14 protein-coding genes are annotated in these 19,536 nt (G+C 61.6%); 7 read left to right on the forward strand and 7 right to left on the reverse strand.

All coding sequences use genetic code 11. From position 1 onward, the window contains the following. Positions 1-80: 80 nt before the first annotated feature. Positions 81-1,922: a dihydroxy-acid dehydratase gene (ilvD, locus tag ACED18_RS11720; RefSeq protein WP_377292307.1), complete on the reverse strand. Its 1,842-nt coding sequence runs from the start codon at positions 1,920-1,922 to the stop codon at positions 81-83. Between the two features lie 332 nt (positions 1,923-2,254). On the opposite strand from ilvD, the gene msrP reads away from it, so the two are divergent. Next, positions 2,255-3,196: a protein-methionine-sulfoxide reductase catalytic subunit MsrP gene (msrP, locus tag ACED18_RS11725; RefSeq protein WP_377292309.1), complete on the forward strand. Its 942-nt coding sequence runs from the start codon at positions 2,255-2,257 to the stop codon at positions 3,194-3,196. Further along, positions 3,196-3,846, forward strand: coding sequence for a protein-methionine-sulfoxide reductase heme-binding subunit MsrQ (gene msrQ, locus ACED18_RS11730; protein ID WP_377292311.1), 651 nt, complete (start codon positions 3,196-3,198; stop codon positions 3,844-3,846). Before msrP ends, msrQ begins: the two co-directional genes overlap by 1 nt. A 48-nt stretch (positions 3,847-3,894) precedes the next feature. Here msrQ and ACED18_RS11735 read toward each other — a convergent pair whose 3' ends face one another. The 3 genes from ACED18_RS11735 to ACED18_RS11745 all read right to left on the reverse strand — a co-directional run bounded on the left by ACED18_RS11735 (position 3,895) and on the right by ACED18_RS11745 (position 10,052). Beyond that, positions 3,895-6,279 carry a putative bifunctional diguanylate cyclase/phosphodiesterase gene (locus tag ACED18_RS11735; protein WP_377292313.1) on the reverse strand — a complete coding sequence of 795 codons (2,385 nt, stop codon included), beginning with the start codon at positions 6,277-6,279 and terminating at the stop codon, positions 3,895-3,897. Continuing rightward, the gene (locus ACED18_RS11740; RefSeq protein WP_377292315.1) at positions 6,276-7,319 is read right to left on the reverse strand and encodes a spermidine/putrescine ABC transporter substrate-binding protein; all 1,044 of its coding nucleotides are present in this window, start codon (positions 7,317-7,319) and stop codon (positions 6,276-6,278) included. Before ACED18_RS11740 ends, ACED18_RS11735 begins: the two co-directional genes overlap by 4 nt. A 369-nt stretch (positions 7,320-7,688) precedes the next feature. Continuing rightward, on the reverse strand, positions 7,689-10,052 hold the full coding sequence (locus ACED18_RS11745; RefSeq protein WP_377292317.1) for a tetratricopeptide repeat protein: 2,364 nt from the start codon (positions 10,050-10,052) through the stop codon (positions 7,689-7,691). A gap of 460 nt (positions 10,053-10,512) precedes the next feature. Here ACED18_RS11745 and ACED18_RS11750 point away from each other — a divergent pair, with 460 nt between their 5' ends. After that, the gene (locus ACED18_RS11750; RefSeq protein WP_377292319.1) at positions 10,513-11,058 is read left to right on the forward strand and encodes a transglutaminase-like cysteine peptidase; all 546 of its coding nucleotides are present in this window, start codon (positions 10,513-10,515) and stop codon (positions 11,056-11,058) included. 629 nt (positions 11,059-11,687) lie between these two features. On the opposite strand, the gene ACED18_RS11755 is transcribed toward ACED18_RS11750, so the two are convergent. After that, positions 11,688-12,140 (reverse strand): hypothetical protein, encoded by a 453-nt coding sequence (locus tag ACED18_RS11755; protein ID WP_377292321.1) that lies wholly within the window; start codon positions 12,138-12,140, stop codon positions 11,688-11,690. 572 nt (positions 12,141-12,712) lie between these two features. Here ACED18_RS11755 and ACED18_RS11760 point away from each other — a divergent pair. From ACED18_RS11760 to ACED18_RS11775, 4 genes are all read left to right on the forward strand, one after another. Then, positions 12,713-13,384, forward strand: a complete 672-nt coding sequence (locus tag ACED18_RS11760) for a hypothetical protein (RefSeq protein WP_377292323.1) — start codon at positions 12,713-12,715, stop codon at positions 13,382-13,384. 48 nt (positions 13,385-13,432) lie between these two features. Next, positions 13,433-14,818, forward strand: coding sequence for an O-antigen ligase family protein (locus tag ACED18_RS11765; protein ID WP_377292325.1), 1,386 nt, complete (start codon positions 13,433-13,435; stop codon positions 14,816-14,818). Between the two features lie 235 nt (positions 14,819-15,053). Continuing rightward, complete coding sequence (locus ACED18_RS11770; RefSeq protein WP_377292327.1) at positions 15,054-15,284, forward strand: hypothetical protein; 231 nt, start codon at positions 15,054-15,056, stop codon at positions 15,282-15,284. Between the two features lie 427 nt (positions 15,285-15,711). Then, positions 15,712-17,823, forward strand: coding sequence for a GumC family protein (locus ACED18_RS11775; protein WP_377292329.1), 2,112 nt, complete (start codon positions 15,712-15,714; stop codon positions 17,821-17,823). A 155-nt stretch (positions 17,824-17,978) separates the two neighbouring features. Here ACED18_RS11775 and ACED18_RS11780 read toward each other — a convergent pair whose 3' ends face one another. Both ACED18_RS11780 and ACED18_RS11785 read right to left on the reverse strand, forming a co-directional pair. Beyond that, positions 17,979-19,304, reverse strand: coding sequence for an SGNH/GDSL hydrolase family protein (locus ACED18_RS11780; protein ID WP_377292331.1), 1,326 nt, complete (start codon positions 19,302-19,304; stop codon positions 17,979-17,981). After that, positions 19,298-19,468, reverse strand: a complete 171-nt coding sequence (locus ACED18_RS11785) for a hypothetical protein (RefSeq protein WP_377292333.1) — start codon at positions 19,466-19,468, stop codon at positions 19,298-19,300. The genes ACED18_RS11780 and ACED18_RS11785 overlap by 7 nt, the downstream gene beginning before the upstream one ends. Positions 19,469-19,536: the final 68 nt, after the last annotated feature.

Raw genomic sequence — 19,536 nt, forward strand, 5'->3', positions numbered from 1 at the left:
CGTGGATCCTCGGGTCAAGCCCGAGGATGACCGCGGAGAGGGAGCGGCAGCTGTCGCTCCCGCTGCATCGTCAACCTTGCTCACTCCTCGCCGGGCAGGATGCGCACGGCGCCCTTGTCAGCGCTGGAGGCGAAGGCGGCGTAGGCTTTCAGCGCCGTCGTCACGTTGCGCTTGCGGGGGGCTGCCGGCTTCCAGCCGAGCTTGTCCTGTTCGGCGCGGCGGGCGGCGAGTTCGGCGTCGCTGATGGCGATGTTGATCGTGCGGTTCGGGATGTCGATGTCGATGATGTCGCCCTGCCTGACGAGGCCGATGGCGCCGCCCTGGGCGGCTTCCGGCGAGGCGTGGCCGATCGACAGTCCCGAGGTGCCGCCGGAGAAGCGGCCGTCGGTGATGAGCGCGCAGGCCTTTCCGAGGCCCTTCGACTTCAGGTAGCTCGTGGGATAGAGCATTTCCTGCATGCCCGGGCCGCCCTTCGGGCCTTCGTAGCGGATGACCACGACATCGCCCGCCTTGACCTCGTTGCCGAGGATGCCCTTCACGGCGGCGTCCTGGCTTTCATAGACGACGGCCGGGCCGGAGAATTTCAGGATGGACTCGTCCACGCCAGCCGTCTTCACGATGCAGCCGTCGAGCGCGATGTTGCCCTTGAGCACGGCAAGGCCGCCATCCTTGGAGAAGGGGTGTTCGACGGAGCGGATGACGCCGTTCTGGCCGTCCGTATCCAGTTCGTCCCAGCGCGCTTCCTGGCTGAAGGCGACCTGGGTCGGGATGCCGCCGGGGGCCGCGCGGAAGAAGGTGCGCACCGTTTCCGAGTTGGTGCGGGTGATGTCCCAGCGGTCGATGGCGTCGCCGAGCGTTGTCGCATGCACGGTCGGGCTGTCGCGGTGGATGAGGTTGCCGCGCTCGAGTTCGCCAAGGATACGCATGATGCCGCCGGCGCGGTGCACGTCTTCCATGTGCACGTCCTGCTTGGCGGGTGCCACCTTGGACAGGCACGGCACCTTGCGCGACAGGCGGTCGATGTCTTCCATGGTGAAGTCGATGCCGCCTTCATAAGCGGCTGCCAGGATGTGCAGCACCGTGTTGGTCGAGCCGCCCATGGCGATGTCGAGCGACATGGCGTTTTCGAAGGCCTGCTTGTTGGCGACGTTGCGCGGCAGGACGCTCGCATCCTCCTGCTCGTACCAGCGCCGCGTGATATCGACGATCAGGTGGCCGGCTTCCACGAAGAGGCGCTTGCGGTCGGCATGCGTTGCGAGCGTCGAGCCGTTGCCCGGCAGCGACAGGCCGAGCGCTTCCGTCAGACAGTTCATCGAATTGGCCGTGAACATGCCCGAGCAGGAGCCGCAGGTGGGGCAGGCGGAGCGCTCGATGACCTTGACGTCCTCGTCGGAGACCTTGTCGTCGGCAGCGGCGACCATGGCATCGACCAGGTCGAGCGCATGCGTCTTGCCGTGTAGGACGACCTTGCCGGCTTCCATCGGGCCGCCGGAGACGAAGACCGAGGGAATGTTGAGGCGCATGGCGGCATTCAGCATGCCGGGGGTGATCTTGTCGCAGTTGGAGATGCAGACCATGGCGTCGGCGCAGTGGGCGTTGACCATGTATTCGACGCTGTCGGCGATGATCTCGCGGCTCGGCAGCGAATAGAGCATCCCGTCATGGCCCATGGCGATGCCGTCATCGACGGCGATCGTGTTGAACTCCTTGGCGACGCCGCCGGCCTTCTCGATCTCGCGGGCCACCAGCTGGCCGAGATCCTTCAGGTGTACGTGGCCGGGCACGAACTGGGTGAAGGAGTTGACGACGGCAATGATCGGCTTGCCGAAATCGCCATCCTTCATGCCGGTGGCGCGCCACAGGCCGCGGGCGCCGGCCATGTTGCGGCCATGGGTGGTCGTACGCGAGCGATAGGCGGGCATGGTCGTTTCCTCTTGTTCGTCTTTGTCGTGTCTTCTGCCGGCGCACGTCGGCCCTTTTCGGGCAGGCACCGTTTGTGGCGGTCTTTTACGCCAGTTTTCAGCGCTTTTCACTATCACATCTGACGAAAGCGGTACGCCGGCTCAACAATCCGGTGTGATCGGCAAGCGTCCCTGATGTTCAATCCCGCGTGATTGTGTCGCCCTGCCGTAACGAAGCCATCCCCTGCTGCGTAGAGTGGGAGAACGGCATGGATGCGGCGGATGAAACTCTGTCGCTTGTCGATCCGTTCTCTATATTGGTTTTCGCTCTCCATCTCCCAAGAGGTTCCGCCATGGCCGCCTATCGTGTTCCCCCGATCCCCGGAAGCGAGATCACGCCGAAGTCCGTCTATCTGCGCCGGCGCGAGCTGATGGGGCTGGCGGCCGGCGGGCTGGCGCTCACGGCTTCCCCGTCCCTTGCCGCGCCGCTCACCTCCAAGCCCTCGGCCTACACGGTCGATGAAAAGCTCACGCCTAAGGATTCGGTCACGAGCTACAACAATTTCTACGAATTCGGCCTCGACAAGGACTCGCCGAAGGCGCTTTCCGGCGACTTCAAGCCGCTGCCCTGGACGATCAAGGTGGACGGCCTCGTTTCCAAGCCGCAGACACTGGATGTCGAGGCGATGCTGAAGGACTACACGATCGAGGAGCGCGTTTACCGCATGCGCTGCGTGGAGGCCTGGTCCATGGTCATTCCGTGGAACGGCATTCCGCTCGCCGCCGTCATCGACAAGGTGGAGCCGCTCGGCAGCGCCAAATATGTCGCCTTCGAAACGGTGGTGCGGCCGGAGGAAATGCCCGGTCAGAATGGCTACTTCCAGTCGCTCGAATGGCCCTATATCGAGGGGCTGCGCATGGACGAGGCGCGCCATCCGCTGACGCTGCTCGCGGTCGGCCTTTATGGCGAGACGCTGCCGAACCAGAACGGTGCGCCGATCCGCCTCGTGGTCCCGTGGAAATACGGCTTCAAGGGCATCAAGTCGATCGTCAGGATCTCCTTCGTGGAGGAGCAGCCGAAGAATACCTGGGCGCTGACGGCGCCCTCCGAATACGGCTTCTATGCGAATGTGAATCCGGAGGTCGATCACCCGCGCTGGAGCCAGGCCAGCGAGCGGCGGATCGGTGAAGGCGGGTTCTTCAGCGAGGCACGGCGCCCGACGCTGCCCTTCAACGGCTATGCCGATCAGGTGGCAAGCCTTTATGCCGGCATGGATCTGAAGGTGAACTTCTGATGGCCGCTCCCGCCCAGCGGCGGCTGCCGGTCATTTCCGTCTGGTGGATCTACGGGCTCGGCCTGCTGCCTGCGGCGTGGTTCTTTTACCTCGGGGCGACAGGCGGGCTTGGGGCCGATCCGGTCAAGACGTTCGAGCGCCTGCTCGGCACCTGGGCGATCCGCTTCCTGATCCTGACGCTGGCTGTCAGCCCGCTTCGGGAGCTGGCTGGGGTCAACCTCATCCGCTATCGCCGTGCGCTCGGGCTCCTCGCCTTCTACTACGTGCTGATGCATTTCTCGGTCTACCTGATCCTCGATCAGGCGCTGGTGCTGCAAGCCGTGGTTCAGGACGTGCTGCGGCGGCCCTTCATCATGTTCGGCATGGCGGGTCTCGTCTGTCTGATCCCGCTCGCCCTGACGTCCAACATGGCGTCGATCCGGCGGCTGGGTCACAATTGGGGGCGGCTCCACCGGCTGACCTATCTGGTCGCCCTGCTCGGCGCCCTGCATTATTTCATGGCGACAAAGGTGGTGGGCGCCGAACAGGGGCTTTACATCGCGCTCCTGGTGCTTCTGCTGGTCTGGCGTGTCATTCGTCCCTTCTGGCGCAGGCGGCAGCGCAGCGCACAGGCTTCCCGGTCAGGCGTGACCGCACGGTCGCCACGCTAGGCGGGGATGGCTACTGCCTGAGGGCGCTCGCTGTAGCCTCTCTGCCGCTCAGGCGGTCTTGCGGCGCCGCTTGGGTGGCGCCGCCTTGTCGGCAGATACGAGGCTCGCCAGCGGCTCGTTGGCATGGCGCAGCGCCCAGACCTGCAGATCGTCCATCTGGCGCGGCTTGCTGAAGAAATAGCCCTGGAAGTAGTCGCAGCCCGCTTCCATCAGCATGTCCAGCTGTTCGCGCGTTTCCACGCCCTCTGCCACCACATGCATATCGCGGGCATGGCAGAGCGCGTTGACGGCACGGAGCGTCGGCTGCATCTCATCGATCGTCAGCTTGCGGACGAAATCGCGGTCGAGCTTGATGGTGTCGGCCATGTAATCGATGATCTGCTGCACGGAGGTGTAGCCCGCGCCGAAATCGTCGATGGCAATGCGCAGGCCGCCTTCGCGCAGGCGCTGGATGTTCTGGCGCAGCTGTTCGCCAAGGCTGACGGCAAAGGTTTCCGTCAGCTCGATTTCCACCGAGCGCGGCTTGACGCCGTAGTGATGCAGGCGCTCGACGATGTGATCGGTGATGGCTGCCGAATGCAGCTCTGCCGAGGAAATGTTGATCGCGACCACAGTTTCCGGCCCGAACATGGCCTGAAGGCGGGCGCAATCGGAGATCGCCTTGTCGATGACCCAGAAGTCGATCTTGGCGAACAGGCCGTAGCTTTCGGCAATCGGCACGAATTCGTCGGGACCGACCGGGCCGAGCACGGGGGAGCGCCAGCGCACCAGCGCCTCGCAGCCGGCGACTTTGCCCTGACGGTCGATGAGCGGCATGTAGACAAGATGGAACTGCTCGTCGAGATCGGCGATCCGGAGCTCGTCCTGGATCTGGCGGATGCGATGCTGCTTTTCCTCGATGGTACGGGAGAAGTAGGCGAAGCGGTTCTTGCCGGTGCTCTTCGACTGGTACATGGCCGCATCGGCATTGGCGATCAGGCTCGTCAGCGTGGCGCCGTCCGTGGGGCAGAAGGCGATGCCGATGCTGGCGGTAACGGGGTAGCGTTCGCCGCCGACCTCGAAGCCGGACGAAAAGAGGCCGAGAATACGATCGGCCAACCGTTCCACCATGTCCGTATGGGCGGGCGTCGGCATCAGGATGGCGAATTCGTCGCCTGACAGGCGTGCCACGATGGTGTTGGCGACCCAGTAGTTGCCGGCGATTTCGCCCACGGTCACCGTGATGCGGTCTGCGAGGCATTTCAGCAGGTCGTCGCCGATCTTGTGGCCGTAGCGGTCGTTGACGAACTTGAAATTGTCGACGTCAATGAAGAACAGGGCGCAGGCGTCGCGCGTCTCGATCATGCTGCGCACCAGCTTGTCGCCGATCACGCTGAAATGCGCGCGGTTGGAGAGGCCGGTCAGCGGGTCCGTCCAGGATGCCTTCTGGACGAGATGCAGGGTCTGCTGCGATTTCTCGTGCATGAGGCGGATGTTTTCCGTCAGGCGCCCGATCTCCCCTTTTCCGCCGGAGCCGAGGATTTCGGCTCGTGCGTCCGTCATGATCGCCGTGACGCCCTCGTCCAGCGCGGTGATCGGCTGGATGACGAAGCGGCGGATCAGCCCGGTCAGCAGCCACAGGCTGGCCAGAGCGAGGATGATGGTGCCGAGGCCCAGGAGCATGCGCAGGCGTGACAGACTGTCGTCAAGGCGGACGGGATCAGGCGTGATCGTTGCGGAGATGCCACCGCCCAGGCGTACGGATGCCGAGAGAAAGCCGTGAGGCTTTACCGGCGTGCCGGCCGAGACGATGATCGGGGCGTGATACTCCCTCTCGAGCTCGTCGCGCATCTGCAGGAACAGTTCCGGCTTGATGGCGCTCTGCAGCAGCATCGAGCGCGATTTGGCCGATGCGATCGGCGGATTGAGGGTGCTGGGGTCGATGAACTGCGAATAGATGATCAGCGGCCGCTGACCTTCGCCTTCAACGAAACTCCAGCTCATGACGTCGCTGCCGTCCTGAAGCTGGCGCGCATTTTCGCGCTGGCTGGCGCCGATCGTGGCGAAGGGATCGTCGCTGTTTTCGAAGTAGTAGCTGAGGGTGAGATCCGGCTTCAGCAGCGCGAAGGACACGAACTTGCGCGGGTCACTGGTAAGCGACTTCACCGACTGTTGCAGGCGAACGCCAAGGGCGGCGCTGCGATATCCCTCGTTCTGCTCCTCGATGAAGAGACGTAGCGCACTGCTGTCGGCCAGACCGTAGAGGAAGGTGCGGCTCTGGTTCAGGTCGCTGTCGAAGAGGGCCGCCAGGTGATCGAGCTGCTGGGCAAGCTTGGCCTCCTGAAGATCACGCACCGCCTTGCTCTCGACCAGATAGACGAGTAGCGCGGCCACGGCATAGCCGAGGAGAACGACGGGGAAGATGAGGAGGCTGGTGCGCTTGATGAGGGTCACTGGAAATGCACCAGCGAACTGATGATCCGCCGACGGATCTGGATGGATTCGGGTGTCAGGTCCTGCTGCCGCTGGCTTCGGTCGAGGGCGGCCTCGTCGGGGTAGATCTCGCGGTTGTTGCGGATTGCGACCGGAAGAAGGGCGTAGGCCGCACTGTTGGTGGTCGGCATTCTCAGCGTCATGGCATTCTGCTTGGCGTTTTCGGCCGAACCGATGAAGTTGACGAACTTCAGTGCGAGATCCTTGCGCGGAGAGGCGGCCGATACGGCCATGCAGTCCAGCCAGAACAGGCTGCCTTCGCGCGGCAGGCTGTAGCGCCAGAGGCCCGGCTTGCCCACCTTCTCGTTCAGCACATGCTGGTCGCCGGAATAGCCGACGGCCATGTAGAGCTCGGGGCCGATCTCGTCGTGCTGGATCGACGTGATGATGTAGTCATAGGTGAGAACGGAGGGCGCCTGCTCCTTCATGGCTTCGAAGGCTAGCTTCAGCGTTGGCTGGTCGTTGGCGTTGATGGACTTGCCGAGCATGGCAAGTGGCGCGATGAAGGCCTCGTTGTGGTCGTCGAACATGGCGATGTGCTTGCGCAGATAGGGCGCCGGCGTCATCAGCGCGTGCCAGGATGACGGCTCCTCGACCACGATGTCGGAGCGATAGAGAATGCCCATGGTGCCCCAGAGATAGGGCATGGCATAATCGGCGCAGCGCGTGCGCCAACGTGTCTCGTAGTTTTTCAGGACCGGAAGGTTGCTTTCGTTGAGGGCTTCCAGCACGCCGCGCCTGCCAAACAGCGACGCCGTGGTTTCGCCGACCAGTGCGACATCCACATTGCTGCCGGGATCGGCCAGAACCTCGTCGCGCTTGTCGCCGCTGTCATAATAGATCTGGTTGATGGCGACGCCGGTCTCGGCCGTGAAACGCTTCAGCAGATTCTCGTCGATGTAGGATTCCCAGATCAGCAAGTTGAGGCTTTCCGCGCGGGCAGCACTGCTGATGAACAGAGACAAAAGGGCCGTGCCGAAGAAAAGGAGCCGGCTGCTCATGGACATGCCTCCGTTTTGTCGAAGATGCGACGGTCCGAAGCTGGCACGGAAATGATTTCGAAAAGCTTAGTTCTAAGGGCGATTTTCTATGGTCTGGCGGGGTTAGGGCCCGGTTGTGTCGATGATGACCGTCGCTTTGGTTTCGAAACAGTTACCCAGACAAAAAAAATCCGGACCGCCAAGTGACCGGCAGTCCGGGATCTCGATTGGCCGCTTCTGGCGGATGAAACCGGACCGCTCGCGTCGGCGCGGTCTTTGCAACGTCAGCGTCCGGCGCGGTATCGCCGCCCGCTCGGGAGGGCGGCATCGAGCTTCTGGGCCATGAGGCGATGATGCGGGCGGGCCGGCTTGCCCGTCCAGTGCGGTTCGTCAGCTTTCGGCCTGCTTGATGTAATCGCTGAGGATCTGGCGCGCCTTCTCGCTCAGCGGACCATCCTCACAGGCACCGCGCTGCGTCGCAACGGCGCGGCAGACGGAATACATGGCCTTGATGGTCGAGCCGGTGAGCTGGCCATTCACGGGGCCCTTGTACTGGCCGCGCGCCTTCAGCGTCGTTTGCACCATATAGACGTAGGTATTGGCATTCGCCCAGGAAATGCGGCTGACCATCGAGGACTGCGTGTCCGCCGGAAGCTTGCTCATGGCAGCGGCAAAGGCTTTCAGCTCGCCCTGCGAGGCTGCGAAAGCACCCTGGAGGTAAAGGCGCTCGGCGGCGATCCGGTCTGCATCCGCCTTGCCTTCAAGGCTTTTCAGGAGCTTTGCCGCCTGGGTCTGGCTGCGCGCAATGGCCTTGCCATAGCCCTGGATGTAGAGCGCTGCGAGGCGGAAGGTGGCCTGCACGTCGCCCTTGGCGGATGCCTGCTTCAGGATCTGCAGGGCTTTCTGCGGATTGCGTGGCATGCCACGACCGAAGAGATGGGCTTCTGCCCAGACCGGCACCATGCCGGGGATATCCTGGCTGAGCCCGGCCTTGACCATGGTCAGGCCGCGCTTCTGCTGGGCAGGCGTGCCTCGCAGCAGCATGGCAGCTTCCGCGACATAGGCGCCCTGATTGCCGCCGGCATAGGACTTTTCGTAGAGTTCCGAAGCCGTTGCCGTGTCGGCCGGTACGATCTTGCCTTCGCGATAGACGTCCGCGAGGCTCGCCATGGCCCAGGCATCACCGGAATCCGCGCCCTGCTTGAAGAAATCGATCGCCTTGGCGGGATCGACCTTCAGTTCGTCCGCGTTGCGATAATAGAGATTGCCGAGCTTGCCGACGACGGAGGTGTTCCCCTTGTCGAGCGCTGCTGTGTAGAGTTCGAGCGCCTTGTTCAGATCCTTCGGGACGATCTTGCCTTCCCGGTAGATGTCGCCGAGACTGGCCATGGCCCAGGCATCGCCATCCGCCGTCCCCTTCTCCAACAGCGGCAGGGCCTCTTTCGGATCGGCGCCCAGATCGGCCGCGTTGCGATAATAGAGATTGCCGATCTTGGAAAGCACGGAGGTGTTTCCGCCCTCGAGTGCCTCCTTGTAGAGGGTCAGTGCCTTCGGATAGTCGGGCGCGACGACCTTGCCCTCGCGATAGACATCGGCAAGGCTTGCCTTCGCCCAGGCATCGCCCGCGGCCGCGCCCTGTTCGTAATAGCCGACCGCCTTGGCGGGATCGAGGCCGAGCGCGGCGCCATTGCGGTAGTAGAGGTCGCCAAGCTTGCCGACGACGGAGGTGTTGCCCTTTTCAAGCGCCTGCGTGTAGAGGTCGAGCGCCTTCGGCAGATCCTTCGGAACGACCTTTCCATCCCTGTAGACATCGGCCAGGCTTGCCATGGCCCAGGCATCGCCGGCATCGGCACCCTGCTGGTAGAAGGCGACGGCCTTTGCCGGGTCGAGCCCGAGGGCCGAGGCATTGCGATAATGCAGATCCCCCAGCTTGCCACGCACGCCGTCATTGCCTTTTGCAAGCGCCTGTTCGTAGAGATCGAACGCCTTCTTCAGGTCCTGCGGCACGATTTTGCCTTCCCGGTAGACATCCGCCAGGCCGGCCATGGCCCATGGATCGTCCGCATCGGTTCCCTGCTGGTAGAAGGCGAGGGCTTTGGACCGGTCGAGGCCCAGCGCCTCGCCACTGCGATAATAGATATCGCCGATCTTGCCGACGACGGAGGCATTGCCCTTGGCCAGTGCCTGCTCGTAGAGATCGAGCGCCTTCTTCATGTCCTTCGCAACGATCTTGCCTTCGCGGTACACGTCGGCAAGGCTGGACATGCTCCAGGCATCGCCCGCTGCCGCACCCTTTTCGAAGAAGACGAGCGCCTTGGCCTGATCGACCTGAAGGGCGGCGAAGTCGCGGTAGTAGAGGCGGCCGAGCAGACCGGCAACGGACGTGTCGCCGGCGTCATAGGCTATTGTTGCGAACTTCAGGGCTTTCGCGACGTCGCGCTCCACCAGCTTGCCATCCCCGTAAAGCTTGCCGGCGGCGGCTGCGGCCTTGGCGTCGCCGGAGGCGGCGGCGGTCTCCAGCGCCGTCAGGGCCTGCGCCTTTGCCGCGGCATCACTGCCCTGGATCGTCTTTAAAAGCGCATCGGCCGTCGACTTGGAGGCTGGCTTGGCTGCCTGCTCGGTCGCGGACTTCGGTGCGGTATCCTGCGCTTGCGCCAGACCGGCGGTGAACGGCGAGGAGAGTGACAAAGCGAGGCCTAGACCGGCCATGCCGGATCGACGGAATGCCGAGATGTTTCGGGCGGGCGTCTTCATCGGATAACTCCACGTCAAATCTCAAAAAGAAACGGTTCAATAGAATTTGAGCAAATTACGAACTGTCGCGAGAGGCACCCTGTAACCATGAATGCCGGGAGGAGATCGTAAAACCTTGCTGTGACTTCCACAAGGCAAAGGACGGAAGGGCCGCTGCCGGGGATGGCAATCGCCGGTCTCCGTCGCTCTAACTCTATGATTTCAATGGAATTATGTGTGATTCAAAATTCTGTGTCGGATGATCGACCGGGGTTTGACGGCGGTTGCGATACCTCAGCCCGGGCCGAAAGTCCGTTTTCGATAAAATTGCGCCGACCGGCTTAAATGGCGGGAAAACCCTGTTGTGTAGTGTGGCGTCAGTGGGGAACGAGAGCGGGCAAGCTTTCGTCAGCATCAGGCGAACCCCAACCGAGATGAACTCGGAGAAGAAGCTCGAAGAAGCTCACGAAGGACAGGGATGATGTTGAAAAAAGTTATCGCGACGCTCGCCGTCTTTGCCGCCGTCAGCGGCTTTACTGCCACCTCCGCCAATGCCTTCAACGTTGGCAATTTCGGTGCCCGCGTGCTCAGCGAAAGCCGCGCACCGAAGAGCTACATTGCCTTCTGCAACCGCAATCCGTCGGAGTGCAAGGCCGATGGCGTCGGCGTGGTCAGCTACAACTCGCATATCCGCTCGCTGATCACCATGGTCAACAACCGCGTCAACCGGACGATGCGCGAGCGCAACGACAGCGGCCCGGATGTTTGGACGGTGAATGCCTCCTCCGGCGACTGCGAGGACTTCGCCCTGACCAAGCGCAGCCAGCTGATCCGTGCCGGCGTACCGGCAGGCGCGCTGCGCATGGCAGTCGTCGTCACCCAGCGCGGCGTCGGTCACGCGGTCCTGGTGGTCAAGACCAATCGTGGCGAGTTCGTTCTGGACAACCTGCGCAGGTCGATCGTCAAGCGCAACCAGACCGGCTACGCCTTCCTTCGTGTCGCTTCCGCCAACCCGCGGGTCTGGTAACGGAAGGGGCGGGCATTCCTGATCGGATTGTCACGCTCGCTGATGCCGGCACGCGCTATGTTGCACGCCCAAGCCCCGATCGACCTTCGGTCCTTCGGGGCTTTGCTCGAACCGAAGTTCAAGGTGTGTGCAGGCCAGGGGGGCGCTTGTCGGTCCGCATGCGGCCCCGCCTGAGCATCTTCGCTGATGTAGAGGCTGTTTAGCGGGGGGAAGGGGTGGGCGCCAGCGTTCCTGCTCCGGACATGCTGCTACGAAGCCATTATCCACGGTCTCGACTTGGCCCGTGCATGGATCGCCAATGCCGCCAATCGCCAGGCACCGCTGGTGATCACGCGATCACTATCGCGCTCTCTATGCCTGCTTTTGCAACGCCGTCGATGCCGAAGAGACAACGCTTCGGCTGAGCATTCTCGAGCGCATGCTTATCGATGAGGTGGAGCAGGCGCCGTTTTGCTATGCTCCGCCGATCGAGCGGCCTTAGGCGCAGGCTATTGGTGTCTACCGGAGGCGTGCCCGACTACGCACTGCTTGCGCACGCGCCTCAAAAAACTCAAACCCCCGCATGCTCGATGGGAGCATCCGGGGGGCTGTCATCCCCTAAGGGAAGGAAACAAGACGGTCTGAATTGATCAGGCCGGGCTCGCCGGGTTGCCGGTGAGCGTAGGACGATCGTTGTCACCGCCGGTCACGCCACCATCTACCGGGCCGGCCGGCGCTGCTCCCGGGGTGATACCGGCAGTCGACGGCAGCGAGCCTGCAAGGTTCGCCATCTGCTCCGTGTTCACGCCCGCATTTGCAGCGGCGACAGCGACAACACCGGCGCTGTTGGTGTTGCGGAACGCCTGTGCGGCAACAGCAAGGCGCTGTGCAGGGGTCAGAGGTCCAAGGATCAACTGGATCTGGGCGATCTGAGCCTCAGGACTAAGCGACGTGTTGGCAACAATTGCTTCGATGTTGCTCACTGCTGCGGCTTCAGCAAGCGACAGCTGCTGTACAGCGGGAGCGGCCTGGGCGTGCGCTTCGCCAACGAGGCCGAGCGTTGAAAAGGCCAAAAGTACAGGTACGAGATAGCGATTTTTCATGACAGACCTCCTACGTTCTAAAAATCGAAAACGTTATTACACTTTTCTTAATCAATGACAATAGCCTCCGTAGCTTATCCGAGAAGAACTGATTTTGCCAGAGTCGATCTGTCTCAAAGCGGGACATATATTTCTGGCGAGCGCATTGAGCTTTGGAAGGCTCGATTGGCCGTCCTCTAAGGGCTAAGTTCAAGGGACTCAAAATTATCATATTGTATCAATTATTTAGGTGAATTCCCTATATTCCTTCGAACATTGGTATCTCCGAAATATTCGTTACATAGAATTCTTGCTTCCGACAATTGTTCGCTCTCATGCTTCCATATACCCAAAATTGGTTTTTTCAGCCTTGCCAGAGGAGGCTTTCCCAATGCTCTTTAATTGAGTGACTTCTGAAGAACATGTTGCCCGCTTCTTTCATGGGCGTGAAATATGCCCAGAAAAGAAGCACTTGTGTTGCATTTTCGCCTCTATATTTGGAACAAATTAAGCTCGGGGCGGTATCTAGATTGCATGTAGGCATCCTGCCAATCGGGGCCATCTGTACCACTTTGTGTTATCAGGCGAGGATCATGGCGCACTCGAAGGAAAATGTCGTGGCTGTGTATGTTGCGGCGTTCATTTGCGCAGTTCTTGGCTGTGCCAGCAGCTTCCTGTTCTATCAGGAGACGAGAATATTTGGTCGTCCCAAGAACACGGCGCCAGAGTTTGCGGATTTCGTCTCTAGGAATGAAAACCGGTTCGCGCTTTCGGCCTACTCCAAGACTGTCGCGCTGTCAGACTGCTGGTTTGGGCTCAATCCGCCCGCCAGCGCGCCAGAAATCGCAGACAGAAAATTGCAGACGGCGCAGGTCTGCCGAGAGGTTGGCCGCCAGGTTCTCGCGCAGATGCCAACCAATGGACTTGCCTGGGTCGTGACGTCCCAGGCGTCGCTTGTGCGCGGCGACCTTGACGGCTTTCGGTTTGATCTTCTCCAGTCCCGACGCGTCACGCCCAACGAGGGGGCGATGGCTCGGCTGCGCATTCTCCTGGCCGAGGGCAATCTGGGAACGCTAGACGCTGAAACGAAAGCCGCGCATCTCGCCGACATCACGATGCTCGCCATGAGCGATGGTGGCATGCGCTGGCTTGCTGATTGGTATCGCGCCAATCCCCTGTATCGTGACAGAATTGTTGAGGTGATCGATGGCCTCTCAGGGGAACGACAGCAGAAGTTTCTTTATATGTTGAAGAATCCGACCTGACCTCCCGGAATTGCGTGGTCGTTGTTTTTTTGAGCAGGTAGATTTCCCTTGATCGGCGATACGAGCAACATCCGCTACAAGACCAACGGCATCCTGATGTGGGCCGTGGCCGCCATCGTTCTGGTGATACCGTTCTTTCTCGGCGGCAACCGGCCGGGCGTGTGGGCGCTGACATCGGCAGCAACCTTCGGGGTGGCCAGCCTCTATCTTCTGAGGCTCGCCTTTGCCAGGGTTACGCCTCGCAAACGCGTGTCGGCTTTCCCGCTTCTCTGGGCACTCTTTGCGGCGTTGACGCTCTATACCGCCCTGCAGACGCTGCCTCTGTCACAGTTCCTGCCGGCGAGCCTCCTGTGGTGGCCTGATGGCGTGCCGGCCAGCGAGACCATCTCGCTCTCTCCGGGGGAAACCCTGTTTGCCCTGCTCAGGTGGCTGACCTACGGCCTGCTCTTTTACCTGGTGGTTCAGATCGCTGCCAACCGCGCGCGGGCGGCCGCCTTTTTGAATGCGATCTTCTGCGTCGTCGTTATCCATGCGGCCTATGGCGCCGTCATGTTTCTCAATTTCAACGACACCATCCTTTTCAGCGAGAAGTGGGCCTATGCCGGCTCCGCGACAGGGGCGTTCGTCAACCGAAACTCCTTTGCAACCTTCCTGGCTTTCGGCTGCGTGCTGGGGGTTAGCCTGATCTTCGAAGACCTTTTCGTTCCTGTTGAGCGGCGGCCGCAGTCTACCGGCTTTCGGTATGGGTCCAACCGTGGGCTGATCCTTCAGATGACCGGCCTGCTGATCATCGCCTGTGTTCTTGTCATGACAAATTCGCGTATGGGCAATCTCGCAGCACTTCTGGGTGTGCTTGTTGTCGCCGTCATGGCAATCGCGAAGTCCGATACTGTTCGAGGACGTTACGCTGCAGTGGTCGCCATTGTGCTGGTCGCGTTCGGGATGTTGCTGGCGCTCTACGGTGGCAGCCTTCTGGAGCGGCTTGGAGAGGCGGGCGGCGACGCTGGCGTGCGCATCAGCCTGTATAAGCAGGTCTGGTCGATGATCGAAACCCGTCCTTTGACCGGCTTTGGCGGATCTGCCTTCGAATATGCTTTTCCGCTGTTCCACCAGCCTCCGGTCAGCACAGAGCTTGTCTGGGACAAGACCCACAACACCTACCTCGCTTTTTGGGTAGAGTATGGCCTTGTCTTCGGGAGCATCCCGCTACTGGTGCTGCTCCTTGTCGGCGCGCGGGTCGTTCGCGGCTTTGCCTCAGAGCCTTTCGTTGAGGCGCCCACCCTGGCCGCGGCAGGGGTGCTCGTTGTCGCGGCCTTGCATTCCCTCGTCGATTTCAGCCTCGAGATCCAGGGCGTGACGCTTCTCTTCGTGGTCATCCTTGCCGCGGGCTTCGCCCACGCCATTCAGGTTGAGCGCCGTTCCACCGGCACGTGAGGGCCTCCCCGGCATGCTTTGTATTCCATGCGTTTGGCCTTTGCCGGCGGCGCTCCCCTGCCGGCATGCGTTGGCTGCAGCAGGCGGCGCTACAGCCCGGTGATTTGGAAAAAGCGCCGTTTCCATCGAATTTTACAGATCGACTTAAAGCAGGTGGAGGAAGCTTTCGCCTAAGGTTGTCCCATCAGCGAGCCAAAAGGGTTCGCACAAGAAGACAATGAACAGGGACAAAAAGATGATGCGGAAATCGGTAGTTGCCCTCCTCGCAGCGCTCTCGTTCAGCCTTGGCGGCGCCGGCGAATCCCAGGCCTTTCAGATCGGCAGCTTTGCCCGCCAGCTTGGGGTGGTCGTCACCACCAGCCGGGCCCCCATGACGATGCAGATGGAGCGGCTGGAATCCGGCGGTGCCTGCAAGATGGCCCCGACGATCTTCAACGGAACGCCGGCGGTCTCGATCCTCATCTGACCACACGGAAAGCCGCCGGACGGTCTGTCTGGCGGCTTCAGCGCGACCGTCTTGCAGGCCACCGTTCCGAGATGAGCGGCGCGCGCTCCATCTTGCGCTCCTGCGGCCAGCTTATCCCTTCGCGTGACCTTGCGGTTCAGGTGTGAGCCGGGATCGGGGCGCGAGCTTTCCAATAAATTTTGGTCTTTCCACGTCTAACTCGATTGGCTTTGAAGACCGCAGCATGGCCGCCTGAAGGTTCGCCTTCGCCCAAACACCCGCGCTTTCCGGCCTTTATACGCCAGGCACGCCTCCCGTTTATCGTTGCATGCTGCCGGTGTGCGTTAACCGCACGTAACGAAAGCATTTGCTGCGTCGCAACCATGTGCTAAACCGGAGGAGTTTCTGAACGCACTTCTTTATAAGTTTCATTTGGGATTTCGGACGTATGAATAACGAAATTGATATCAAAAGCGTATTCGGCATCATACGGCGGCAATTTTGGTTTATTGTCTCGGTCCTTATCGGTGTAACGGCCCTGGGCGTTGTCCTGGCCTATTCATTGACGCCGAAGTATGCTGCGACGTCGCTGGTCTTTGTTGACTCCAGTCCTCAAAACTTGCTTGACCCGCAGGCGCGGTTGACGGGCGGCGTCACGGACAATGGCCGCATCGAGAGCGAGGTGAACATCCTCGGCTCGGATGCGATCCTGCTTGATGTGGTTCGAAGCCAGAACCTGATTGCCGACAATGAATTCGGCGTGAAGCTCGGCCTTCTCGACCGCGTGCTGGCCTACTTCCAGCTTCGTTCTCCGACGCCCGTGACGGGTGAGGTGGCCCTGGGCCGTGTCCTCCGCTCCTTCAAGAATGCCGTCGTCGTCGGACGAAACGGCCTGACCTACCTGATTTCCGTGACGGTGACGTCGCGCAATCCCGAAAAGGCCGCCCGTCTCGCGAATGCCGTGACGGACGCCTATATCCGCCAGCAGCTGGACAGCAAGGTCGCGTCCATCTCTGCCGCGCGCAACCGGCTCCAGCTTCGCGTCGAGTCCGCCAGCGCCGCCATCGCGGAAAGTGAAAAGAATTTCGACACCTATCTGTCGCAGAACATGAAGCGGCTGGAAGGCCAGGCCGGTGGCAATGTGGCTGCGCTGCGGCAGCGTCTTGACGAGATTGAACGCAACCGCGTGAGCGCCTTGGCCCGCGTCAACGCGGCAAACCAGAGCCTGCGCGAGGGCAATCTCGATCAGGTCGTTGCCCAGCTCGGCAGCGATGCGCTGGCCGAACTCGACCGGCAGCGTGCGGAAATCGCGCGCAATATTGCGGCCGATACGGCCGACAGCCAGCAGGTGACCGATCTGCGCGCCCAGCTTGAAGCGCTCGACAATCAGATCCGTCAGCAGGCACCGCAGCAGATTGCGGATCTGAAGCAGACCGTGACGCAGCAGGCCGATGACGAGGCAAACAAGATTCGCGAGCAGCTGCGCTCCGCCATCCTGAACAGCGATCTTCCGCCGGAAGTTCTTACCGAGATCTTTGCCATCCAGCAGTCGAGCGACATCAAGCGGCGTCAGTATCAGACGCTTCTGAGCCGCCTGCAGGATCTCGAGGCGCAGATCGATCTTCAGCTGGCCGACAGCCGTATCGTGTCCTCGGCCCTGGTGCCGTCCGCCCCGTCGTCGCCGAACCGATCGCTGATCATCGCGATCTCGGGTTTCCTTGCCCTGCTGTCCGGTTTCGGTCTTGCGGTGGTCCGGGAGCACTTCATCGGCGGCTTTGTCGACGAAGGGCAGCTCGAGAGCGTGCTTCGTGCGCCGCTCGCCTCGATCTCGCCGCGCTATTCCGGCCCTGATGACCCCGATGCTCTCAGCATCGCGGACGGAATGGTCAAGGCGCCGCTGTCCATGTATGCCGAGTCGATCCGTCGTCTGCGTGCGAGCATCGAGCACACGCAATCGGATACTGGCCGTGTGATCATGATTTCCTCCGCCATCCCCGGCGAAGGCAAATCGACCATGGCCCTTGCGCTGGCACGCATGTATGCGCTCTCGGGCAAGAAGACGCTGCTGATCGACTGCGATCTGCGCAAGCCCACCATGCACAAGCATGTCGGTCTGCAGCCGAATGCCGGGTTCATCGACTTCCTTCGTCGTCACGATGCCGACAACAACGGATCGCTGCCGAAGGTTCTGGTCAACGATCCCCTGTCCGACCTCATCCTCATGCTCGGCGGGCGCAGCAGCGATATCGGGACCGACGAGTTCTTCATGGACGAGCGGCTTGGTCGCGTTCTGGCAACCGCGCGCAAGCACTTCGACTACATCATCCTTGATACGCCGCCGATCGATCCCGTCGTCGATGGTCTTTACCTCGCCAGAAACGCGGATGTCGTGTTCTTCGTGGTGAAGTGGGCAACAACCTCGCAGACCGTCGCGAAGCGTTCGCTCGAAGCGCTCAAGGACAACATCAGCGGCAATACGCAGATCTACACCGTTCTCAACCAACAGGATCTGGCAAGCTTCTCGAAGAGCAACGCCTATTCGGAATATTACAACAGCTGACAATGCACGGGGCCGCCCACTGGCGGCCCCGAGGGTTCTGCAACGCCGTGCGCTCCCAAGCGCACGGCGTTTCTGTTTGCGGGTTCGGGCTTGCTTGTGGTGGGCCTGACGGCGTGGCGTGGAGATATCGGGCGGCGTGACGCGCGGCTGTATCCTTAGGCCAGAAGCGAGAGATCGATCTTTCCGGACGCGCCCGCCTGCACATAGCCGAACTGGCTGGGATGAATTCCGTCCGCGGTCCACTTCGCCGCCGTTCCGTCGGCCTTCCAGATACCGGAGTTGCGTGCCGTCTCGAAGACGTCGGCGACATCAAAGACCGACCGGAGCGGATGCGTTCCCGATCCTGCCCGCGTGGCGCCGGCGGTGCCGGTTGGTGCAGGCGCATCGGATACGAGTGGTGCGCCATCCCGCAGCCAGTCGTTGATGTCCTCACGCACGCCGGTATCGAAGTTCTGCGAGCGGGTCTGGTTGCCCGTTGTTGCCCAGTTGTCCGTGGATGTGGTCGAGTGGGTCAGCGTGCATTGAAAAAGCTGACCGTCCGCGCGGAAGAGCCTTGCGCGCAGCAAGGACCAGTAGACCAGCAGATCCTGCTTAATTTGTGCGGCACTTCGCCCAGCCCGCACGTCGTTCGTTCCGTGGGCTGCCACGATGTGCCTGGTGTAGGCGGCCGATTGCAGGCGCTTTCTGTAGGCCTGCAGGAAGATCGCGAGACTGTCGCCGGAGCTTCCGAGATTGATGTAGGGCATTTGCGGAGCAACCGACCGTGCGACGATGCCGATGGCATTGACGGCATCCGCGCTGTCGCCAATGCCGCGCTGGAGACTGTCGCCGACGATCAGCACCGGGTTGCCACTGGTGCGGCCGATGATGGCGGACGGCCAAAAACCGGACGACTGCGCCGTTCCGCTATGCGCCGTCATTGTCTGATCCGTCGCCTGCGTGGTGCTGACGTTCAGCCTTTCGCCGGCGGCGCTGTTTTGTGCGGCATTCTGGAAAAGGATCGTTCCGGCCGCGTGCAGGCACCAGACATTGACCCAGAAGCCCTGGCCGCTCGGAATGGTGACAGAAGCGAAATCCGACGCCATTTGTTCGAAGTCACGGCAGAAGCCCCGTGTCTGGTCGCTGAAGCGCAGGCGCGTATAGGTTCCGGCCGGATATTCGATCGAGCAGGTGAACTGCGCACCTGCCCCGTTCGGCAGTTCGAATTTCGTAACGGCGAGATCCCAGAACCAGTTGGGCACGACGACAGCGAGTTCGGTGATCGCGCTCCTTGCGACGTGGTAGGAGCGTGACATGAACGACTTGTTGCCAGCAGCCTTGGAGTCGCTCAGCCGCGCGTTTGTGGCGACCTGTCCGTAGAACTGGTCGTTGCCGAGCGGATAGTCCATCGCGTTTGCGGGTAGGGGGTATTCCGCCGACAGAAGGCCGAACAGGCGTGCCTGCTGCGGGCCGAGGGCGGTGAGTTCGACGGTCTTCACCATGATGAAAGCTCCACGAGAAGATAGGCGCCCTGAACGGTCACGAATTGTCCATCGCAGACCACGAAGGCGAAGCCGGGCGGCGCATCCGGACTGTCGTTGGGTGACAGGTGCGGCGCGATCAAACTTGTCGACAGTGCAATGGCACCAGCGCTCAGCCCAAGCATGAGCAAGCCTCGCCGGTTGATGGCAAGGAAGCCTCCGGCACCGGGGGCGGTCGGGTGGTCTTCGTCTT

The organism is Rhizobium sp. SG2393 (assembly GCF_042610495.1).
Taxonomy (GTDB): domain Bacteria; phylum Pseudomonadota; class Alphaproteobacteria; order Rhizobiales; family Rhizobiaceae; genus RU20A.

Excerpts from the sequence above, each read along its gene's own strand:
- msrQ (WP_377292311.1), top strand. The coding sequence starts at position 3,196 with ATGGCCGCTCCCGCCCAGCGGCGGCTGCCGGTCATTTCCGTCTGGTGG.
- ilvD (WP_377292307.1), bottom strand. The coding sequence starts at position 1,922 with ATGCCCGCCTATCGCTCGCGTACGACCACCCATGGCCGCAACATGGCC.
- ACED18_RS11740 (WP_377292315.1), bottom strand. The coding sequence starts at position 7,319 with ATGAGCAGCCGGCTCCTTTTCTTCGGCACGGCCCTTTTGTCTCTGTTC.
- ACED18_RS11745 (WP_377292317.1), bottom strand. The coding sequence starts at position 10,052 with ATGAAGACGCCCGCCCGAAACATCTCGGCATTCCGTCGATCCGGCATG.
- ACED18_RS11785 (WP_377292333.1), bottom strand. The coding sequence starts at position 19,468 with ATGCTTGGGCTGAGCGCTGGTGCCATTGCACTGTCGACAAGTTTGATC.
- ACED18_RS11775 (WP_377292329.1), top strand. The coding sequence starts at position 15,712 with ATGAATAACGAAATTGATATCAAAAGCGTATTCGGCATCATACGGCGG.
- ACED18_RS11780 (WP_377292331.1), bottom strand. The coding sequence starts at position 19,304 with ATGGTGAAGACCGTCGAACTCACCGCCCTCGGCCCGCAGCAGGCACGC.
- msrP (WP_377292309.1), top strand. The coding sequence starts at position 2,255 with ATGGCCGCCTATCGTGTTCCCCCGATCCCCGGAAGCGAGATCACGCCG.
- ACED18_RS11750 (WP_377292319.1), top strand. The coding sequence starts at position 10,513 with ATGTTGAAAAAAGTTATCGCGACGCTCGCCGTCTTTGCCGCCGTCAGC.
- ACED18_RS11760 (WP_377292323.1), top strand. The coding sequence starts at position 12,713 with ATGGCGCACTCGAAGGAAAATGTCGTGGCTGTGTATGTTGCGGCGTTC.
- ACED18_RS11770 (WP_377292327.1), top strand. The coding sequence starts at position 15,054 with ATGATGCGGAAATCGGTAGTTGCCCTCCTCGCAGCGCTCTCGTTCAGC.
- ACED18_RS11755 (WP_377292321.1), bottom strand. The coding sequence starts at position 12,140 with ATGAAAAATCGCTATCTCGTACCTGTACTTTTGGCCTTTTCAACGCTC.